This window comes from Bacteroides acidifaciens (genome assembly GCF_024623065.1).
Classification (GTDB): Bacteria; Bacteroidota; Bacteroidia; order Bacteroidales; family Bacteroidaceae; genus Bacteroides; species Bacteroides acidifaciens.
In genome coordinates this window covers 1-18,826 of the sequence record NZ_JANJZR010000080.1, presented here as the reverse complement: position 1 = coordinate 18,826, position 18,826 = coordinate 1, and the positions used below count along the sequence as shown (strand labels likewise).

Here is an 18,826-nt window from a genome sequence, read left to right as displayed (position 1 = left end):
ACGCGACAAGAAGAGCCGGGGTAAGTTAAAATATCAGCTATAAGATTATGACTGAAGAGAATTTAAACAGGCTCTTAAAGAAGTCACAATTATTTTCATTCCCTGCTATTATGTTGCGGATTGACCGTCGTATAGTAAGGAAGTTTTTGTGAAATATCAAGCGCAACCTGATACCGAAGACACTTGCCACGCCGAGGACATTTATTGTGATTGCAATATAAGAAACTTTCAGGAACGTTGCTGTAACCAATCTTGTTATTCACAAATATATTGTTTTTTTTAAACCTATTTAGATACTACCTTATCTATACTTGGCAAGACATCTCTTATTCCGCCATCGCCAAAGTAAGAATACTAATCCGTATTCCCTCTATCTCTGCCAAGCAGGAAGCACATTCTACCGTAGTAGCACCTGTAGTCAAAACATCGTCTACAATCAGTACATGCTTTCCGGTCAGAGATTGCGCATGATGCAGTTCAAAGATTCCTTCCACATTTTCCCAGCGTTCAAAAGAGGATTTGCGTGTTTGCGTTTCCGTGTTCTTTTGCCGCACTACGGATTCCGTATCAATAGAAATACCTGTTACGGCGGCAATTCCACGGGCTATCCATTCGCTTTGATTATAACCACGAATCTGCTGTTTCTTTTTGTGCAACGGCACGGGAAGTATGATGTCAACCCCATCAAAGAAACCGGATGCCAGCAATTCGGCTGCCATATAACGCCCCATGATTGCCCCGATGCCTTTTTGTCCGCCGTATTTGAGTTGGTGGAGAATTTGCCGGAAGTCACTTCCTTTCCGGTAAAAGAAGAAAGAGGTGGCTCGTTCCAAGGGAATCTTTCCCCAAAACTGTTTTTCTACGGGATTGTCTTTTCGAAGATGATAATCTGTGCGTGGGAGATTGATATTGCACATTGTGCAAAGACATTCTTCACCTTTCGCCAACGGTCCGCCACAAACTATGCAGCAATGGGGAAAGAACAAGGATAAGAATGAACCAAGCCAGTCTTTTATAAGGAGTGTGTGTTTCATAATAACAGTAAGGAATTAATAAGGAGACATTCTTTCTACATATCTACTGGTGGAACTTCCGCCAGAAGTTTCTGAAATAAAGGATGCAGGTGTCCGTTCGTAGCTATAATATGGTGCCCTTCAATAAAATGCTCTTCACCATAGAAATTGGTTACGCGTCCGCCCGCTTCCTGCACAATCAAAGCTGCCGCGGAATAATCCCATTTACCTAGAAAGGCTTCCGCCCAGGCATCAAAACGTCCGATAGCTACATAACAGATTGCGGCAGCGGCTGAACCATTCATACGGATACCGCCCACCACTCCATACAACTTATCTATCAGATGGAGAGCTGTCTGTTTATATTGCAGATGATTATAAGGCAATTCCGTGATAACGAACGCATCTTTCGCGTCCTGAATAGCAGAGACATGAATTTCTTCACCATTCATAAAGGCTTTCCCACCTTGCCAGGCATAAAAACATTCATCCCGACAAACTTCATAAACGACACCCAAAAGAAGTTCGGTACGGTTACGCAAAGCAATACAGACACAGTAGGGAGCCTCATCGTGGATATAGTTCGTGGTTCCATCCAACGGGTCAATCACCCAGCAATACGGTTCATCCCGATAGCTGGCAGAGCCTTCTTCAGTTATAAATCCCGCTTCGGGAAGCAAGGCAGAAAGAGCCTTCACCACTCGCACTTCGGATTCTTTGTCTACATAAGACACGTAATCATGCGCATGCTTCTCTTCAACACGTTCACGACGGAAGTTCTTCCGTTCTTCTCTCAAAAAATGTCCGGCGTCAGTTGCAATGCGGCATACCTCGGCTGTAAGTTGTTTTAAATCTAACATTTCTTCTTTTGCTATTTAGACTACCCACAAATCTATGCCAAAATTATCACTTTTTTTGATAGAAGTAAGAGTTTTCCCTGAAAAAGATAAGAACTTTCAATACATAGGATGGAAATTCCGGATATTCTCTTGTTCATTAATATTTAAAAGAATCCGATTCTGTATTATGCGAACCGGATTTTTTAACATACCTAAGATTTGCTTATTTCACAGAATTTCCCGAATATTGCAGCATAAATACTAATCAAAAGGGCTTCATGAAAAGAGTCGACTCCGTTATTTCCCTAGTATACTCACTATCTAAATCAGAAAAGAAACACTTCTCCTTGCAGGTCGTCAAAGACAAGGAAGAGAAGGACTATCTTGTGATTTACGACATTATCACGAAGAGCAAACAGCCTGACGGAAACGCGGTGAAAAAAGAATTTTATAAGCGCAGGCCGAAAGGTTCTTTTGAAGTATCCATTCAATATTTATATGAGAAACTGGTAGATACATTACTCACATTAAGAAAGAAGAAAGATATCTACTATGATTTGTTGAACGACCTATGTAAAGCCCGTATGCTATATGAGCGTTCCCTGTTTGAAGAGTGTTTTGAGATACTGTCCAACACAATAAAGCAGGCGCAATTCTACGAAAACAATGAGATTCTGACAATTGCACAAAAACAGGAATTGGAATATTTGCTACGGCTGAACTTCCCCAACATGACAGAGCAGGAACTTTTTCACAAACATTTTATCCAAAATGAATCGTTAAAGAAAATTCGAAAAATAACGGAGCAATCTTCTCTGCATAATTTATTAAAATACCGTCTCTCTCATATCGGAGCCATACGAACTGCAAAGCAAAAACAGGATATGAACGACCTTATGGTCAACGAGCTTTATATAGCCGCTTCTTCAGACGCAGAAGGGAATTTTGAATTGACACGAAATCATAAACTTTTTCAGGCAAACTATCTAATGGGAGCAGGAGATTACAGAACTGCCCTCAACTCATACAAAGAACTGAATTCTCTATTTGAACAGAACCAACAATTCTGGTCAAATCCACCGATTTACTATTTGTCAGTACTCGAGGGAGTGCTCGGCAGTCTGCGGTCGGTAGGAAATTACAATGAGATGCCCTATTTTCTGGAGAGACTAAGAAAACTAATCGCAGCGGACTCTTCATTGGAGTTTAAAGTGAACGCCACCTGCCTGCTTTTCCAATATGAGTTGTTTCCCTATTTGGACAAAGGTGATTTTTCCAATTGCACGGAGCTCATGAATCATTATCAGGAGTTACTATACGACAAAGAAGCATGGCTGAGTCCTATACGCAAAAGCGAGCTATTACTCTACACTACTCTCATACACATCGGCAACCAAAACTACAAGACCGCGAAGAAATATATAAGCAACGCCATTATAGACCATAATATCAAATACTTGCCGCTAATGAGAACGATTCGTCTGGTCCGTCTCATTGCTTACTATGAAACACAAGAATTTGAACTGATAAAGCACGAATCACGTTCCATTACGCGCAGTTTGTCTTCTCCCAAAGAGCAGACGTTTAAAACAGAACGGATTATTCTATGGTTTCTGAATAAAAGAAACCTCCCTATCCTGCGCAAAGACCGGGAAACCTTTTGGAAAAAGTTATCTCCGGAAGTTCAGGAATTATATAATGATAAATATGAAAATCAGCTTTTACGCATCTTCGATTTCACAGCATGGATGGAATCGAAAATACGAAAAGAAAAGCTTTCCGACGTTCTCGGATGGCGTATGATTGCTAAAGAACCTTAAAGCAGAAGATTGTCTTCCTCTTTTTTCATCACAAAAAAGCACTTCCAAAACTCCTTTTTTCTCTTTGTAATTATATAAATGTACTTTATATACCCACCTCATCTTTCCATATTATCAAGAGAGATTTATCATTTGATATCATTTTTGAAATTATATAAATCAATTATTAATGTCGAAAACTATGCACTATTATTTCTTTCATTTGTATCGTCTTAATTTTTAATACCATGGAAACTGTATCTATTCATAAACCCAAAGTAGTAGTGATTGGAAGTTGCAACACCGACATGGTTGTAAAAGCCAACAGACTACCAGTGCCAGGAGAAACCGTACTAGGTGGAACTTTCTATATGAACCCCGGAGGCAAAGGAGCCAACCAAGCTATCGCAGCATCCCGGTTGGGAGCTGAAGTAACCTTCATTTCCAAAATCGGATATGACCTGTTCGGATTACAGGCACTGGAAATATATAAGTCGGAAAAGATTAATACCGAATTTATCTTCACTGACCAAAAAAGTCCGTCAGGAGTAGCACTCATTTCTGTTGATTCTTTCGGAGAAAACAGTATAATCGTCGCACCGGGAGCCAGCCGTTCCCTTTCTGAAGAAGACATCAATAAAGCTGAAGAAAAAATCAAGGAAGCTGATATTATACTCATGCAACTTGAAGTTCCGATAGAAACCGCAGAATATGCAGCCACTATCGCCAATAAATATGGCAAAAAGGTAATACTCAACCCTGCGCCTGCATCTACCTTAAGTGATACATTCCTGAGAAATGTTCACACCATACTCCCTAACCGGATTGAGGCCGAAATGCTGTCCGGGATTAAAGTTATGGATATAGAAAGCGCCCACCGTGCCGCTAAAACAATCGGAGACAAAGGTATAGAGAACGTTGTCATCACATTGGGGAAAGACGGTGCTTACGTAAAGGAGAAAGACAACTACGTCATGATTCCCGCCAAACAAGTGGAAACAGTCGATACTACCGGAGCCGGAGACGTATTCTGTGGGGCATTCAGCGTTTATCTGTCCGGAAAACACTCACTAACGGAAGCTGTAGAATTTGCCAATGCAGCGGCGGCGATTGCCGTTACCCGTATCGGCGCACAGAGTGCCATCCCTTATAAAATGGAAGTCACTTTATAAAAAACAGAAAAGACCTAGGTTAAATATAAATCTGATTCACAATGAAAGTAGTAGTTATTGGAAGCTCAAACATCGACATGGTTGCCCAAGTCAACCATCTACCGGCACCCGGCGAGACTGTCGGCGATGCCTCTTTTATGCAATCCCTTGGTGGAAAGGGGGCGAACCAGGCCGTGGCTGCAGCACGGTTGGGTGGTTCCGTCACTTTTGTCACTTCATTAGGGAATGACATGTATGCCGACATACTCAGAAAGAATTTTGAAAAAGAGGGAATCACTACGGATTACATAATCAATGATACCCAACACCCGACAGGAACCGCCCTTATTTTCGTGGCGGATAGCGGAGAGAATTGTATAGCCGTAGCCCCGGGAGCAAACTACTCTCTATCTCCCGACTCTATCAATCGCTTTTCCAGAGTAATTGACGAGACGGAAATAGTAGTTATGCAAGCTGAGATTCCTTACAATACAATTAAGAGTATTGCCCTGTTAGCACAACAAAAAGGTAAAAAGGTTCTGTTTAATCCCGCACCCGCCTGCCTGATCGATACAGAGTTGATGAAAGCTATTGATATTTTAGTAGTCAATGAAGTAGAAGCAGCTTTTGTATCAGGTATCAGACATACAGGAAACAATTTGGAAGAAATTGCTGGAGCATTAATTGCCGCAGGTGCGCAAAATGTTGTGATAACCCTGGGAAGCCATGGCGTGTATATGAAAAACGCTTATACAAGCGTCCAGCTTCCCAGTTACAAAGTGAATGCTATTGACACAATCGCGGCAGGGGATACATTCTGTGGTGCTCTGGCTGTAATGTGCGCTCAAAAAGAGATAGATATGGAAACTCTCAAGTTTGCCAATGCGGCAGCGGCAATTGCCGTCACCCGCTCGGGAGCACAACCATCTATCCCTACTCTCGAAGAAGTGAACCACTTCATCCTAAAAAACGAATTACCTTATCGCTCAACTTTTAAATTTAATGAACATGAAAAACTACTCGAACCGACGATTCATTCTATCAGGTAGAAATCTTCTGCCGGCAACTAACAGTATAAGGCATAAACTTATACTATTGCTAAGTTGTCTATTCATTTTTTCTATGAATATGTATGCTCAAAACACAGTATCAGGAACCGTTAGAGACGGCAACGGAGAACCTCTGCTTGGAGTTTCCGTCATCGTCAAACATGGAAAAGCAACTACCGGAAGCGTCACAGACCTCAATGGTCACTATCAAGTGAAAGCAGACCCAAACGCTACGATTGAATTTAGCTTTGTCGGATTCAAATCAGTAACAGTACCGGCCAACCAGAAAGTGATTAATGTAACCCTGCATGATGACAACCAATTATTGGATGAAGTCGTCGTTGTCGGATACGGTACGCAGAAAAAGGTTAACCTGACTGGTTCGGTCAGCCAGGTTACAGCCGAAGTACTAGAAAACCGTTCCACCTCTTCCGTTACACAAATGTTACAGGGGGCTATGCCCAACGTCAACATCCAGGTAAATACCGGAAGCCCCGGAGCAGGCGGAACCATCTCCATCCGTGGAATGGGTTCTGTGAATTCAAGTTCCCCTCTTATTCTGGTAGACGGTATTCCCGGCAGTATAGACCAGTTGAATCCGAACGACATAGAATCTGTTTCTGTCCTCAAAGATGCTTCTTCGGCAGCCATCTATGGTGCACGCGCTGCATTCGGTGTAGTCTTGGTCACCACAAAGAAAGCTAAATCTGGGAAAGCCAAAGTTTCTTATGACGGTTATTTCTCCTGGTCGAAGCCGACAGTTTCTACCGACTTTGTCACTTCTGGATATGACCATGCTTATATCTATGATACTTCCTACATGGGACAAAAGGGTTTCATGGGGGCTGCCACCGGATATACGGAAGAAGATTACAAAGAACTGGAAGCCCGCCGGTATGATACGACAGAAAATCCGGATCGCCCCTGGATTGTCACAACCACAGAAAGCGACGGCAGGCAGAAGTACAACTACTACGCCAACTTCGACTGGTGGAACTGGATGTATAAAGAAAGAATGCCATCGCAATCCCATAATGTAAGCATCTCGGGTGGTACTGATAAAATCCAATATTACGTATCCGCAAACTTTTACACGAAGGATGGTATGATGAAACGGGTAGACGAAAAATACACACAATACACATTAACTTCCAAATTCAGTGCTGAAATAAAATCATGGCTGAAAATCGGAAACCAGACAAACTACTTTGACAGTTCCCACACATATCCTGGTGAAAATGCAGCCAATGCAGCTTTTGCCAGAACCATGATAAACTGTGCACCTTACTACGTACCCATCGGCCCGGACGGCAACTATACCGGTCTGATGAAAAACGGAAAAGTCATCAACGAAGGGCGTGTTGCGGATATCTACGGTGGCGTATCCAGAGGTAATGTAGGAAAAAGACGTTTCCGGAACACATTCTCTGTCGAAGTTACCCCCATCAAAAATTTATCCGTAAATGCCGATTATACATTTGGTTTCACTATGGATGACAATTGGAAACGTCAGGGGGTAGTGTATATCTCAAACGGATATGCCAACGAAACACAATTGAGTACCTCTTCCACTCATAAAAAGGACTATATACAAAAGTCTATGTCCTACAATCCTTCTCACGTGTTCAATGCATACGCTACCTACGGCAACACTTTCGCAAAATCGCATAATATATCGGCAACAGTAGGTATGAATTATGAGAAACAGCAGAATCACGATCTGCTCGGTTATCGTACGGATGTATTGTCCGAGACCTTAAACGACTTGAATCTGGCCACAGGAACCGGCGCTTCGGATCTTAAAGCTACAGGTGGTGCATCTGCCTATGAACTATTCGGCCTTTTCTTCAGAGCCAATTATAATTATAAGGAACGTTATCTGTTGGAAGTAAACGGAAGATATGACGGTTCTTCGAGATTCCTCTCCGGCAACAGATATGGCTTCTTCCCTTCCGTATCTGCCGGATGGAGAATCAGTGAAGAGCAATTCTTGAAAAATTTGAATATCTTCGACAATCTGAAAATCAGAGCTTCGTACGGTGTACTCGGAAACCAGTTGGGAGTGAGTATGTATCCTTATTCTACAATCACCCAAAAACAATCTTCTTATATTGTCAACAATGCACTAACCTATTATCTAACTACTCCTGCCCCAGTAGCAGGCGACTACACTTGGGAAAAGGTAGGAACTCTCAATATGGGTATAGATATCAGTGTACTGAACAACAAGTTGAACTTCAGTGGAGATTATTTTATCAGAAAGACATCTGATATGTTCGTTGATGGTGTGACGCTTCCTGCCGTGTATGGTGCGAATCCTCCCAGACAAAACGCAGGAGAAATGAAAACCAAAGGATATGAACTGAGTGTAACCTGGCGCGACAATTTCAAACTTGCCGGAAAATCATTGAATTATGAAATATTTGGTTCCTTAGGCGATGCTACCTCTGAAATTACCAAATATCAGGGAAACGACACGAATATCCTGACGGATTATTATGTAGGACAGAAAATTGGAGAAATCTGGGGATACAGAACGGGCGGATTATTCCAGTCGGACGAGGAAGCAGCAGAATGGACAAGTAAAATAGACCAGTCGGCAGTAAACAGGGATATTTTAAAGAGTCAAGGTAAATGGTCTGTAGCACGTGGAGGAGATGTAAAATACCTTGATAAAGATGGTAATAATATCATCAACAATGGTGCAAATACGCTCGACGACCACGGAGACCTCGAAGTAATCGGCAACGAAACACCACGTTACAACTATGGTTTCGGAGCAAACATCAACTGGTATGGGTTCGATTTCTCTATCGCATTTCAAGGTATCGGAAAAAGAGATTTATATCCGGACAAGGAAATGGAAAAATTCTGGGGGTCATGGGGACGTGTCAACAGTGCTTTTCTTCCTAAAGGACTTGCCGAACAAGCTTGGACGGAAGACAACAAGGGAGCATACTTTCCCCGTCTCGAACGCGGTAGCGCGGCATACAACGGCGACGGACAGATGCGGGTTGTCAACGACAGGTACTTGCAGAACTTGGCCTACCTGCGTTTGAAAAATCTTTCAATAGGCTATACGCTGCCTGTCACACTTACCACCAAAGCAGGTATCGAACGGTTGAGAATCTATTTCGCAGGTGAAAACTTATGTTATTGGTCGCCTTTCAAAACAGATTACATAGATCCAGAACAAGCGATATCCTCCAGCGACGCACGTATCTATCCGTTCTCAAAAACGGTGTCTGTCGGTGTAAATCTGACTTTCTAATTTCCCCAAACTAAACATATATAAGTATGAAAACAACAACGATACTAAAGAAAGCCTTTTTGATAAGCTCACTATCGCTTTCGTTCTGTGCCTGTGATTTGGAACAGTTGCCACAAGATAAAATGACCCCGGAAAATTCCCTGAAGAATGAAACGGAACTTAGACTATATATTAACGGACTTCTGCCTATGCTGTCGGGAGCATCCAATGTAGAGAACGGTGCCAGCGTAGCCGCCGGAAGAATGATGGAAAAGACTGACGATGTGATATGGCCTACACTTCCCGACTACATGACCGGCAAAAGAAGTTCTACACAATCAGCCGGAAACTGGGATTGGGATAATCTGCGAAAGATTAATATTTTCTTGAAATACTCTGTAAACTGCCCGGATGAGACTGTACGCGAAAAATACAATGCAATGGCTTATTACCTGAGAGCACAGTTTTACTATGACAAATTGAAAACATTCGGTGGAGTACCCTGGTACGACACTGTACTCGAAGACAACAGCCCGGAACTATACAAACCGCGTGACTCTCGGGAGATGATTGCAGACAAAATTCTGGAAGACTTGGATAAAGCTATAAAAAACGGTGTAGAAGCCAAAAGTCTGAATGAAATAACCAAATGGACTGCATTGGCTCTGAAAAGCCGTTTCTGCTTGTTCGAGGGAACCTTCAGAAAATACCACAATATAGAAGGTTCGGAAAAGTTCCTGAAAGAGTGTGTATCCGCTTCTGAGGCACTAATGGTCTCAGGAAAATATACCATTGACAAGGGAGAAGGCACAGACGTGGCCTATAGGGACTTGTTTGCGCAACCCGCCACAAACAATGCCAGTGATGTGGAAGTAATCACAGCTTATGCTTACAGTATTGCGTTAGGTATAAAGCATAACACGAACTATTCCATCATTAACGCCAGTGGCAACCAGATTGGACTTAGCAAAGCATTCATGGATTCATATCTGATGAATGACGGCAGCCGTTTCACAGACAGACCAGGTTATGAGACTATGATTTTCGGCGAAGAGTTTGAAAACAGAGACCCTCGTATGTTCCAGACAGTCAGATGTCCCGGATACGCCCGTATCGGAAAAACTCATGACGTAAACAGATTGTATGAAGCCATGCAAATCTCTGCCACCGGATATATGCCGATTAAATATGTGCAATCCGGTGACCATGACAAGCAGACCAGTAATGAGAATGATATTATCCTGTACCGCTATGCGGAAGTCCTGTTGAACTATGCCGAAGCTAAGGCCGAGTTAGGTACACTTATTCAGACAGACCTGGAACAAAGCATCAAATTAATACGGGATCGCGTCGGAATGCCGAATATGAATATGGCGGCAGCAAATGCTAATCCGGATCCGGTATTGGCAGCACAATATCCGCTGGTATCCGGTAGCAATAAAGGAATTATCCTCGAAATCCGGAGAGAACGCAGAGTCGAAATGGTAATGGAAAACCTACGCTATGACGACATCATGCGTTGGAAAGCCGGTCATTTGTTTACCGAACAATTCAAGGGAGTCTATTTCTCAACAGTTACCGCACCTTCAACCAAGTATGATTTGGACAAACCTGCATACACAGTCAGAAATGCCAACTTCTACATCTATATAGGTGAACGTCCCAGCAATCTTACAGAAAAGAACTCAATCGGGTTGAATGTAGGTATCTTCCTAAGCAATGGAAACTCCGGTAATAAAGTGGTCAACACGGATAAAGTAAAGACCTGGAATGAAGAACGCGATTACCTGGCTCCATTGCCTAGTTCCGCACTTGTTGTTAATCCGAATCTGAAACAGAATCCGCATTGGGACAGTCCTTCCGATTAATTAACCTATTATAAAACAGCATATAAATGAAACGACGTGATTTTATAAAAAACGCAGGTTTGGCATTGTCCGCAGCATTTGTACCTAATATAGCATTCCCCTCTTTTTTAAGAGGGGGTGCTCCTCTAAACAACGTTCTGTACAATGGCGTCACACTACCTGAAGTTTGGCCACCCAAAAATATCGGCATGAATTATGAGCCAATGCCGGTACCTTATCTTACCAATCGCCCGGAAATCATTCCTATTGACTTGGGAAGGCAACTATTTGTAGACAATTTTCTGATTGAGCGGACAGATATGGAGCGAAGGTCATATATACCTCGCAAAATGAGCCTCAACCCGATACTCAAACCGGAGACGGAACTAGAACAAGGGACTTACGGCATCCCCGGAGCCAGTGCCAAAGACGGCGGCGTATGGTGGGATCCGAAAGACCAGCTCTTCAAAATGTGGTATGAAGCCGGATGGCTGCACAGAATGGCATACGCCACAAGCAAAGACGGGATGCATTGGGAACGTCCTAATCTGGATGTAGTACCGGGAACCAACCAAATCGTTCCGGAAATTGTAGCTGACTCTTCTACTGTATGGCTGGATCACTTTACAAAAAATCCCGAAGAGCGTTTCAAAATGTTCCTGCGTTCTCCCAACTCGATTCCCGGCTCCACAGAACGTTTCAATTATGGATTCAGCATGGTTTCGCCGGACGGCATCCATTGGGGAAAACCTGTCAAGACAGGGCCATGCGGAGACCGGAGCACAATGTTCTATAATCCTTTCCGACAGAAATGGGTATATAGTCTCCGGAATCCGGAAAACATAAACCGCGTACCTATCGGACGCTTCCGCTATTACCACGAACATTCAAATTTCCTGGAAGGGGCAAAATGGACAAAAGAAGATCTGATTTTCTGGCTCGGCGCTGATTACCGGGATGATCCGGATCCATATATCGGTGACAAAGCACAATTATACAACTTGTCTGCTGTGCCTTACGAAAGTATCATGCTATCATTGCCCCAGATACACTTGGGGCCATCTAACGAAAGATGCAGAGAGGCAGGAGTCCCTAAAATCACCGAACTGAAAGTAGCTTATAGTCGTGACGGTTTTTATTGGGATCGAACCGACCGCCATACCTTTATCCCTGCCGAACGAAAAGAAGGCTCATGGGATAGAGGGTATGTACAATCCGTGGGCGGATTGTGCACTATCGTAGGTGACCAACTTTGGTTCTACTATATAGGCTTCGAAGGAAACAAGAGAAAGAAAAGTCCGGTATATGAAAAGAATGGTATGCACGCCAATGGAAGTACCGGTATAGCTGTATTACGCAGAGACGGTTTTGTTTCTTACTCTGCCCAAAAGGAAAAAGGGACGTTACTAACCCGTCCGGTAACATTCACCGGCGAATATATGTTTGTAAACGTGAGTTGCCCGAACGGAGAGTTGAAGGTAGAAATATTAGACGCAGATAATAATGTAATTCCGGGATTCTCTGCAAATGATTGCAAACCTCTCTCGACAGACAGTACTATCGCACAGATAAAGTGGAAGAATAAGAAAGACCTGTCCGCCTTAAAGAGCCAACCGGTACGCTTCAAATTCTATCTTACCAATGGTGATTTGTATTCATTTTGGGTAAGTCCCGATATAGAGGGTGCCAGCAACGGGTACAACGCAGCAGGTGGCCCAGGATTCGGTGGCGGTACAGACAAAGAAGGGAAGAGAGCCTACAAAAAAGCAGAAAACTTCCCCAACTTATTAGAAAGATGTTAAAATAATAATCAGTAAAACAATATAAACTATGATGGACAAAAAATTATTTGAAGGCGTGATAACTCCAATGGTGACACCCCTTATCAACAGAGAAAATATAGATTTCAAAGGCTTGGAGAAATTGCTTGACCACCTGATAAACGGCGGAGTCAGCGGTGTTTTCCTTATGGGTACCACGGGCGAAGGAACAAGCATTTCTTCCCGAATGAGAAAGGAACTAATCAAATATTCGGTAGAATATGTAAAAGGACGTGTTCCCGTATTTGTCAGTATCGCCGACTGTTGCATCGAAGAAAGCCTGAATATGGCTTGTTACGCGAAAGAATGCGGAGCCAGTTATCTGGTATCTGCACTTCCGTTCTATTTAGGATTGACCCAGACAGAAATTATCGACTATTATACAACGATTGCCGATAATATACCTCTACCCTTGTTTTTATACAACATCCCGGCGCAAACCAAATTAATGATTTCTGTCGAAGCAGTCAAGACATTGGCAAAACATCCCAACATCATCGGCATGAAGGACAGTTCCGGCAACGGTACCTATTTCAATACGTTACTTGCAGAAGTGAAAGCTGAGTATCCAGATTTTACCATTCTCGTAGGACCGGATGAAATGTTGGCCTCTACAATGGCGTTAGGTGGAAATGGCGGTGTAAACTCCGGTTCCCCGAACTTTATGTCAACCTGTTCAAAGCCTGCAAAGCAAAGGATACGGAAAGAATACTCAAACTGCAAAAACTGGTCATGAAGGTTTCTACCGGAATTTATTCTGTTGATAAATCGAGTGTATCCTTTCTTAAAGGGCTGAAAGCCGCATTATTTACAGAAGGGTTAATAACCGACTACATCTGCGAACCTTTGCAGAAAGTAAACGGCACTGACCTGGAGACAATCAAAAAGAATGTAGCAGAGCTGAAACAACAAATCATTCAGGTATTATGAGAATAACATTCAAACTAATCACTCTATTGACTGCTGTTGCTATGACTTGTTCCTGTGGAAATACGAAAAAGAAGGTTGCACCTGTTGCGTCCGGTACTGATACTACGGAAGTAGACTGGAAATATGGATGGACGGTATCTGCCAGCCCGACACTTGACATGGATGCTTTGAAAGAACATCAGGCGCAATATCCCGAAAGATGGAAAGCTACATTCGAATATTTGAAAGGCACGGATTTGAGCAGGCTTTCTCCCGGCGAATACGAAATCATAGGGCGTGAAGTGTATGCCATTGTCAGTGAGTATGTTCCTAAAGAAGAAGCAGAATGCAACTTTGAAGCACATCGAAGATATATCGACTTGCAATACTTGATTAATGGGGAAGAAAGAATGGGAGTGACGACATTGGACAAGGTTGTCCCAATCGGCGAATATGACGAGAAGAAAGACATTGTCTTTTTCAAGCCTGATGCACCGGGCCTATATGAAGTGGCAACTCCCGAAGTCTTCTATATTTTCTTTCCTAAAGACGCACACCGTCCCAGTATAAAAGAGAAGGACGGAGTGAGCGTGAAGAAAATAGTCATTAAAATCAAAATATAGATATGCTGAAAGATAAGAAGTTTTATTCATGGATGGTAGTAGGGATGCTTGTTGTAGTGTCTCTACTCAACTATTTAGATAGACAAATGCTGGCTACGATGCGTCCATTCATCATGGTGGATATCAAAGAGCTGGAATCTATCACCAATTTCGGACGGCTGATGGCTATATTCCTTTGGATATATGCCATTATGAGTCCCATATCGGGAATGATTGCAGACCGTTTGAACCGTAAGTGGCTGATTGTTATCAGTCTGTTCGTATGGTCTGCCGTCACCCTTATGATGGGATACGTACATGACATCAGTCACTTGTATATATTAAGAGCGCTGATGGGAGTCAGCGAGGCCTTTTATATACCTGCCGCCTTGTCTCTGACGGCTGACTATCATCAAGGAAAAACAAGGTCTATTGCCATCGGTATGCTGACCTCGGGAATTTATCTGGGGCAAGCCATCGGCGGATTTGGAGCTACGGTAGCTGCCCATACTTCCTGGCAATTCACTTTCCACTCTTTCGGAATGATTGGCATCATTTATAGTTTTGTACTTATCGCATTGCTGCATGAGAAAAAGACTTATGTAGTACAGACCGAACAACGGAGAAGCATCAAGAAAAACCTTTTGATGACCTTCAAAGGACTAGCCGTATTGTTCAGCAATATCGCGTTCTGGGTAATGCTGTATTATTTTGCAGCTCTCAATCTCCCCGGATGGACAACCAAGAACTGGCTACCGACCATGGTTTCCGATACCTTGAATATGGATATGGAGTTCGCAGGACCGCTCTCCACTACCACTTTAGCCCTTTCTTCATTCGTCGGAGTATTTCTCGGCGGGTTTATTTCCGACAAATGGGTGCAAAAGAATATGAAAGGAAGAGTTTACACCAGTGCCACCGGATTGTCACTGATCGTTCCTGCCCTTTTGATGATGGTATATGGAAATAATATCGTATTCATTGTAGCGGGAGCCATACTCTTCGGACTTGGTTTCGGTATGTATGATACCAATAATATGCCGATTCTTTGTCAGTTCATTCCCTCGCGTTATCGTGCCACAGGCTACGGGCTCATGAATTTTGTCGGAATTGCTGCCGGAGCTATTATCACCAACGAACTGGGCAAAGCGTTCGAAGCTAATTATAAAGACCTCGTCTTTTTGATAATGATCCTCTCTGTATGTCTGTCCATATTCCTGCAATTGAAAGTGCTGAATCCCAAAACTATGGATATGACGGACGAATTAATGGCTGAATCGAAAAATAAATAAAGACATAAACTGAACAATTATGAAATATACAGACTCATTTCGCAGATTAATCAAACTACCTGCAAGCATTATCATGTTCTTGCTATGTTGTTTAGTATCTTACAGTTGTGGCGGTACGGATGACGGAATATCCGAACCACCAGGAAACTCCGGTACAGACCTCGCACCGGATCCTGACGACCCGTCGGATGATTGGAGAACCCTCTACAATGGAATCATATTACCTTCTGTATGGCCACCGAAAAATATAAATATCAGTTCGTACGAACCTATGAAAGTTCCTTATCTGGAAACTCCCCCGGAAGTAGTTCCTATTGATATAGGACGTCAGCTATTTTTTGATAACTTCCTGATAGATAATACCGATTTGGAACGCAAATTCTATAAACCTAAGAAATACGCACAGAACCCTATACTAAAGCCTGAAACGGCTCTGGAAACATCGAAGATTCCCGGTGCTTCCGCCAAGGATGGCGGAGTATGGTGGGAGCCTAGAGAACAGATATTCAAAATGTGGTATGAAGCCGGATGGCTCAATAAGATGGCTTATGCAACCAGTAAAGACGGTGTCAACTGGATGCGCCCGGATTTGAATAATGGTTCGAACGAACTTCTGACATTATCCAGATTCCCCGCAAATTCATGCGCAGTCGTACTGGATTACGATGCATCCGACAATGAAAGATATAAGATGTTCCTACGCTCGCCGAACGCTGACGCAACGGACAATGCCGGCTACTGCATGATTTCTTCGAATGGAAAGCAATGGAGCTGGTTTACTAAAACTGGCCCATGTGGTGATAGAAGTACCATGTTTTATAATCCTTTCCGCAAAAAATGGGTATTCAGCATACGTACCCTCGGTGTATTGGGTAACTCCCCACATGGTAGAGCCAGATATTATAGGGAACATTCCGACTTCCTGACCGGTGCTGTCTGGACAAAAGCCGATGTTGTATTTTGGTGCAATGCGGATAACAAGGACACCCCGGATCCGGAATTCAATCTGCCACCGGAACTTTATAATCTGAACGCTGTTGGCTATGAAAGTGTCATGCTGGGATTGCATCAGATTCTATTGGATGAGAATGAAATTGCCAAAGCTGCCAACAGGCCTAAAATCACAGAGTTGAAAGTTTCTTTCAGCCGTGACGGTTTCCATTGGGACAGGCCTTACAGAGAGGCATTTATTCCGGCTACCCGCACAGCCGGCAGTTGGGATCGTGGTTATGTGCAATCCGTTGGGGGAATCTGTACAGTTGTAGGCGACCAACTAAGATTCTACTATATCGGATTCAAAGGTGGAGATTCCTCAAGCTATATGCATTCGAACGGTGCTACCGGTATGGCAACACTTCGCAGAGATGGATTTGCTTCCATGTCGACAACTGGAGAAGGTAGCCTGACAACCCGCCCTGTCAAATTCAGCGGAAAATATATGTTTGTCAATGTCAACTGTCCGGCAGGTGAACTCAAGGTAGAAATCCTAGATAAAAACAACAAAGTTATTGATGGCTTCTCGGCCGATAAATGTAAAGCTGTTACTATTGATTCTACCATTCAACAAGTGGAATGGAATGGCATCAGTGACTTATCCTCTTTGGCAGGAGAAGAAGTCAGATTCAGATTCAAGCTCAAAAATGGTGATTTATACGCATTTTGGGTAAGTCCAAGTACTAATGGCGAAAGTAATGGATACGTTGCCGGTGGTGGCCCCGGATATACAAGCAATAAAGATACGGAAGGGAAAAAAGCTTATGAAAAAGCAAGTGGTTTCCAAAAGTTCTAATTTATTTATCATGAAACACTTACGATTTATATCCATTATTATGTTCTCCTGCGTATGGACAATCACATTCGGGAAAGCTCCTATTGCCAAATTAATAGAAGTACGAATCATTCCCGAACATAAGGATTATCTGTACAAAGCAGGAGAAAAGGTACAGTTCAATGTAGCCGTATTGAAGTGTGGCGTGCCATTGGATATAGAAGTACGATATGAAATATCCGAAGACATGATGGAAGCACACAAAACCGGAACTACGCAAATTAAAAACGGTATAGCAAGAATCAATGCTGGTTCGATGAAACCTACGTTATCAGGTTTTCGTCAATTATCAGGGATATGGATACAAAGGAATATCTACGGTGGGATTCAGCCCTGAAAAGCTTCAGCCTGTCACTTCTCTTCCAAAAGATTTCCTTACATTCTGGAATACCAATAAGGCAGAAGCAGAGAAATATCCGTTAAAGCCTATTATGACACTGTTACCGGAGAGATGTACGGATATGGTGAATGTCTATCACATTTCTTTTCAAAACAACGGTAACAATTCACAGATATATGGTATCCTTTGCATACCTAAAGTTCCGGCTAAGTATCCGGCTATATTGAAACTTCCCGGCGCAGGAGTCAGTGCATATAAAGGAGAAATTGAAAGAACTTCCAAAGGATTTATCATTTTAGAAATAGGGATTCATGGCATTCCTGTCAATATGCCGGGAACAGTCTATCAGGACTTATGTAAAGGGGCTATGAAAGATTATTATTTTATGAATTTAAGTGATAAAGATGATTACTATTACAAACGTGTTTATATGGGTTGCGTGAAAGCTATTGATTTCATTTATTCATTACCTGAGTTTAATGGAAACTTGGCAACTTTTGGCAGTAGCCAAGGCGGAACGCTTTCCATTATTACAGCTGGGCTGGACAAACGTGTTAAGGCTTTAGCAGCATTCTATCCAGGATTATGTGATATGGCGGGCTATATACATGGACGGGCAGGCGGATGCCACCAAATGTTTAAAGATAAAGAAAGACGTACTCCTGAAAATATAGAAACAGCCCAATATTATATGTAGTAAACTTTGCACGCCAAATTAAAGTTCCAGGATTCTATTCTTTCGGATATGATGATATGACTTGTCCGCCTACTACCATTTATTCGGCTTATAATGTGATTAATGCTCCTAAAAAATTATTTATTGCAGAAAACACAGGACATTACACTTATCTGGAACAAATGAACAGTGCATGGAATTGGATAATGGATTACTTAAAATCACAAGTTCAAAATGCAAAATAATGAATAAGTACTAAACAGTTTCTCTAATTAAAAATATAAATGAGGGTACCCGGTGCGGGTACCCTCATTTATATTTTTAACCACACATCGAGGGTGTGTCAAAAGCTCAAAAACGCCCTCAATATAAATCAAAACTCGCAACTTTAGTGAAATACACTTAAGCTGC

General features: G+C 42.6%; 14 protein-coding genes and 1 pseudogene. 12 read left to right on the top strand and 3 right to left on the bottom strand.

The features are described 5' to 3' along the window. Positions 1–95: 95 nt before the first annotated feature. The 3 genes from NSB03_RS20910 to NSB03_RS17110 all read right to left on the bottom strand — a co-directional run bounded on the left by NSB03_RS20910 (position 96) and on the right by NSB03_RS17110 (position 1,873). Positions 96–263 (bottom strand): DUF6078 family protein, encoded by a 168-nt coding sequence (locus tag NSB03_RS20910; RefSeq protein WP_242357868.1) that lies wholly within the window; start codon positions 261–263, stop codon positions 96–98. Between the two features lie 63 nt (positions 264–326). Then, positions 327–1,034 carry a ComF family protein gene (locus NSB03_RS17115; protein WP_024988306.1) on the bottom strand — a complete coding sequence of 236 codons (708 nt, stop codon included), beginning with the start codon at positions 1,032–1,034 and terminating at the stop codon, positions 327–329. Between the two features lie 35 nt (positions 1,035–1,069). Next, positions 1,070–1,873, bottom strand: coding sequence for an inositol monophosphatase family protein (locus tag NSB03_RS17110; RefSeq protein WP_135038167.1), 804 nt, complete (start codon positions 1,871–1,873; stop codon positions 1,070–1,072). A gap of 257 nt (positions 1,874–2,130) precedes the next feature. Between NSB03_RS17110 and NSB03_RS17105 the strand changes: the two genes are divergently transcribed. The 12 genes and pseudogenes from NSB03_RS17105 to NSB03_RS17050 all read left to right on the top strand — a co-directional run bounded on the left by NSB03_RS17105 (position 2,131) and on the right by NSB03_RS17050 (position 18,660). Next, positions 2,131–3,672, top strand: coding sequence for a BT2802 family ribose utilization protein (locus NSB03_RS17105; protein WP_024988305.1), 1,542 nt, complete (start codon positions 2,131–2,133; stop codon positions 3,670–3,672). A gap of 227 nt (positions 3,673–3,899) precedes the next feature. Further along, the gene (gene rbsK / locus NSB03_RS17100) at positions 3,900–4,823 is read left to right on the top strand and encodes a ribokinase (protein ID WP_121766992.1); all 924 of its coding nucleotides are present in this window, start codon (positions 3,900–3,902) and stop codon (positions 4,821–4,823) included. Positions 4,824–4,864: 41 nt separating this feature from the next. Continuing rightward, entirely contained in the window at positions 4,865–5,851 is a 987-nt protein-coding gene (gene rbsK / locus NSB03_RS17095) for a ribokinase (protein WP_024988304.1), read from the top strand. Between the two features lie 73 nt (positions 5,852–5,924). Continuing rightward, on the top strand, positions 5,925–9,122 hold the full coding sequence (locus tag NSB03_RS17090) for a SusC/RagA family TonB-linked outer membrane protein (protein WP_257466525.1): 3,198 nt from the start codon (positions 5,925–5,927) through the stop codon (positions 9,120–9,122). A 26-nt stretch (positions 9,123–9,148) separates the two neighbouring features. Further along, the gene (locus tag NSB03_RS17085; protein ID WP_135038163.1) at positions 9,149–10,969 is read left to right on the top strand and encodes a RagB/SusD family nutrient uptake outer membrane protein; all 1,821 of its coding nucleotides are present in this window, start codon (positions 9,149–9,151) and stop codon (positions 10,967–10,969) included. A gap of 26 nt (positions 10,970–10,995) precedes the next feature. Beyond that, entirely contained in the window at positions 10,996–12,750 is a 1,755-nt protein-coding gene (locus NSB03_RS17080; RefSeq protein WP_257466524.1) for a glycosyl hydrolase family 32, read from the top strand. Positions 12,751–12,778: 28 nt separating this feature from the next. Continuing rightward, positions 12,779–13,504 (top strand): dihydrodipicolinate synthase family protein, encoded by a 726-nt coding sequence (locus NSB03_RS17075; RefSeq protein WP_257466523.1) that lies wholly within the window; start codon positions 12,779–12,781, stop codon positions 13,502–13,504. Next, the gene (locus tag NSB03_RS17070; RefSeq protein ID WP_257466522.1) at positions 13,501–13,698 is read left to right on the top strand and encodes a hypothetical protein; all 198 of its coding nucleotides are present in this window, start codon (positions 13,501–13,503) and stop codon (positions 13,696–13,698) included. The genes NSB03_RS17075 and NSB03_RS17070 overlap by 4 nt, the downstream gene beginning before the upstream one ends. Beyond that, entirely contained in the window at positions 13,695–14,300 is a 606-nt protein-coding gene (locus NSB03_RS17065) for a NanQ anomerase/TabA/YiaL family protein (RefSeq protein WP_024988303.1), read from the top strand. The genes NSB03_RS17070 and NSB03_RS17065 overlap by 4 nt, the downstream gene beginning before the upstream one ends. A gap of 2 nt (positions 14,301–14,302) precedes the next feature. Beyond that, the gene (locus NSB03_RS17060) at positions 14,303–15,571 is read left to right on the top strand and encodes an MFS transporter (RefSeq protein ID WP_128824457.1); all 1,269 of its coding nucleotides are present in this window, start codon (positions 14,303–14,305) and stop codon (positions 15,569–15,571) included. A 73-nt stretch (positions 15,572–15,644) separates the two neighbouring features. Beyond that, positions 15,645–17,360, top strand: a complete 1,716-nt coding sequence (locus NSB03_RS17055; protein WP_369888753.1) for a glycosyl hydrolase family 32 — start codon at positions 15,645–15,647, stop codon at positions 17,358–17,360. A 7-nt stretch (positions 17,361–17,367) separates the two neighbouring features. Then, positions 17,368–18,660: pseudogene (locus NSB03_RS17050) on the top strand (acetylxylan esterase). Positions 18,661–18,826: the final 166 nt, after the last annotated feature.

Bases quoted from the DNA above. Each gene is read 5' to 3' on its own strand.
- NSB03_RS17055 (WP_369888753.1), top strand. From the start codon at position 15,645: ATGTTCTTGCTATGTTGTTTAGTATCTTACAGTTGTGGCGGTACGGAT.
- NSB03_RS17090 (WP_257466525.1), top strand. From the start codon at position 5,925: ATGAATATGTATGCTCAAAACACAGTATCAGGAACCGTTAGAGACGGC.
- NSB03_RS17115 (WP_024988306.1), bottom strand. From the start codon at position 1,034: ATGAAACACACACTCCTTATAAAAGACTGGCTTGGTTCATTCTTATCC.
- NSB03_RS17080 (WP_257466524.1), top strand. From the start codon at position 10,996: ATGAAACGACGTGATTTTATAAAAAACGCAGGTTTGGCATTGTCCGCA.
- NSB03_RS17075 (WP_257466523.1), top strand. From the start codon at position 12,779: ATGATGGACAAAAAATTATTTGAAGGCGTGATAACTCCAATGGTGACA.
- NSB03_RS17060 (WP_128824457.1), top strand. From the start codon at position 14,303: ATGCTGAAAGATAAGAAGTTTTATTCATGGATGGTAGTAGGGATGCTT.
- NSB03_RS17105 (WP_024988305.1), top strand. From the start codon at position 2,131: ATGAAAAGAGTCGACTCCGTTATTTCCCTAGTATACTCACTATCTAAA.
- rbsK (WP_121766992.1), top strand. From the start codon at position 3,900: ATGGAAACTGTATCTATTCATAAACCCAAAGTAGTAGTGATTGGAAGT.
- NSB03_RS17070 (WP_257466522.1), top strand. From the start codon at position 13,501: ATGAAGGTTTCTACCGGAATTTATTCTGTTGATAAATCGAGTGTATCC.
- NSB03_RS17085 (WP_135038163.1), top strand. From the start codon at position 9,149: ATGAAAACAACAACGATACTAAAGAAAGCCTTTTTGATAAGCTCACTA.
- rbsK (WP_024988304.1), top strand. From the start codon at position 4,865: ATGAAAGTAGTAGTTATTGGAAGCTCAAACATCGACATGGTTGCCCAA.
- NSB03_RS17065 (WP_024988303.1), top strand. From the start codon at position 13,695: ATGAGAATAACATTCAAACTAATCACTCTATTGACTGCTGTTGCTATG.
- NSB03_RS17110 (WP_135038167.1), bottom strand. From the start codon at position 1,873: ATGTTAGATTTAAAACAACTTACAGCCGAGGTATGCCGCATTGCAACT.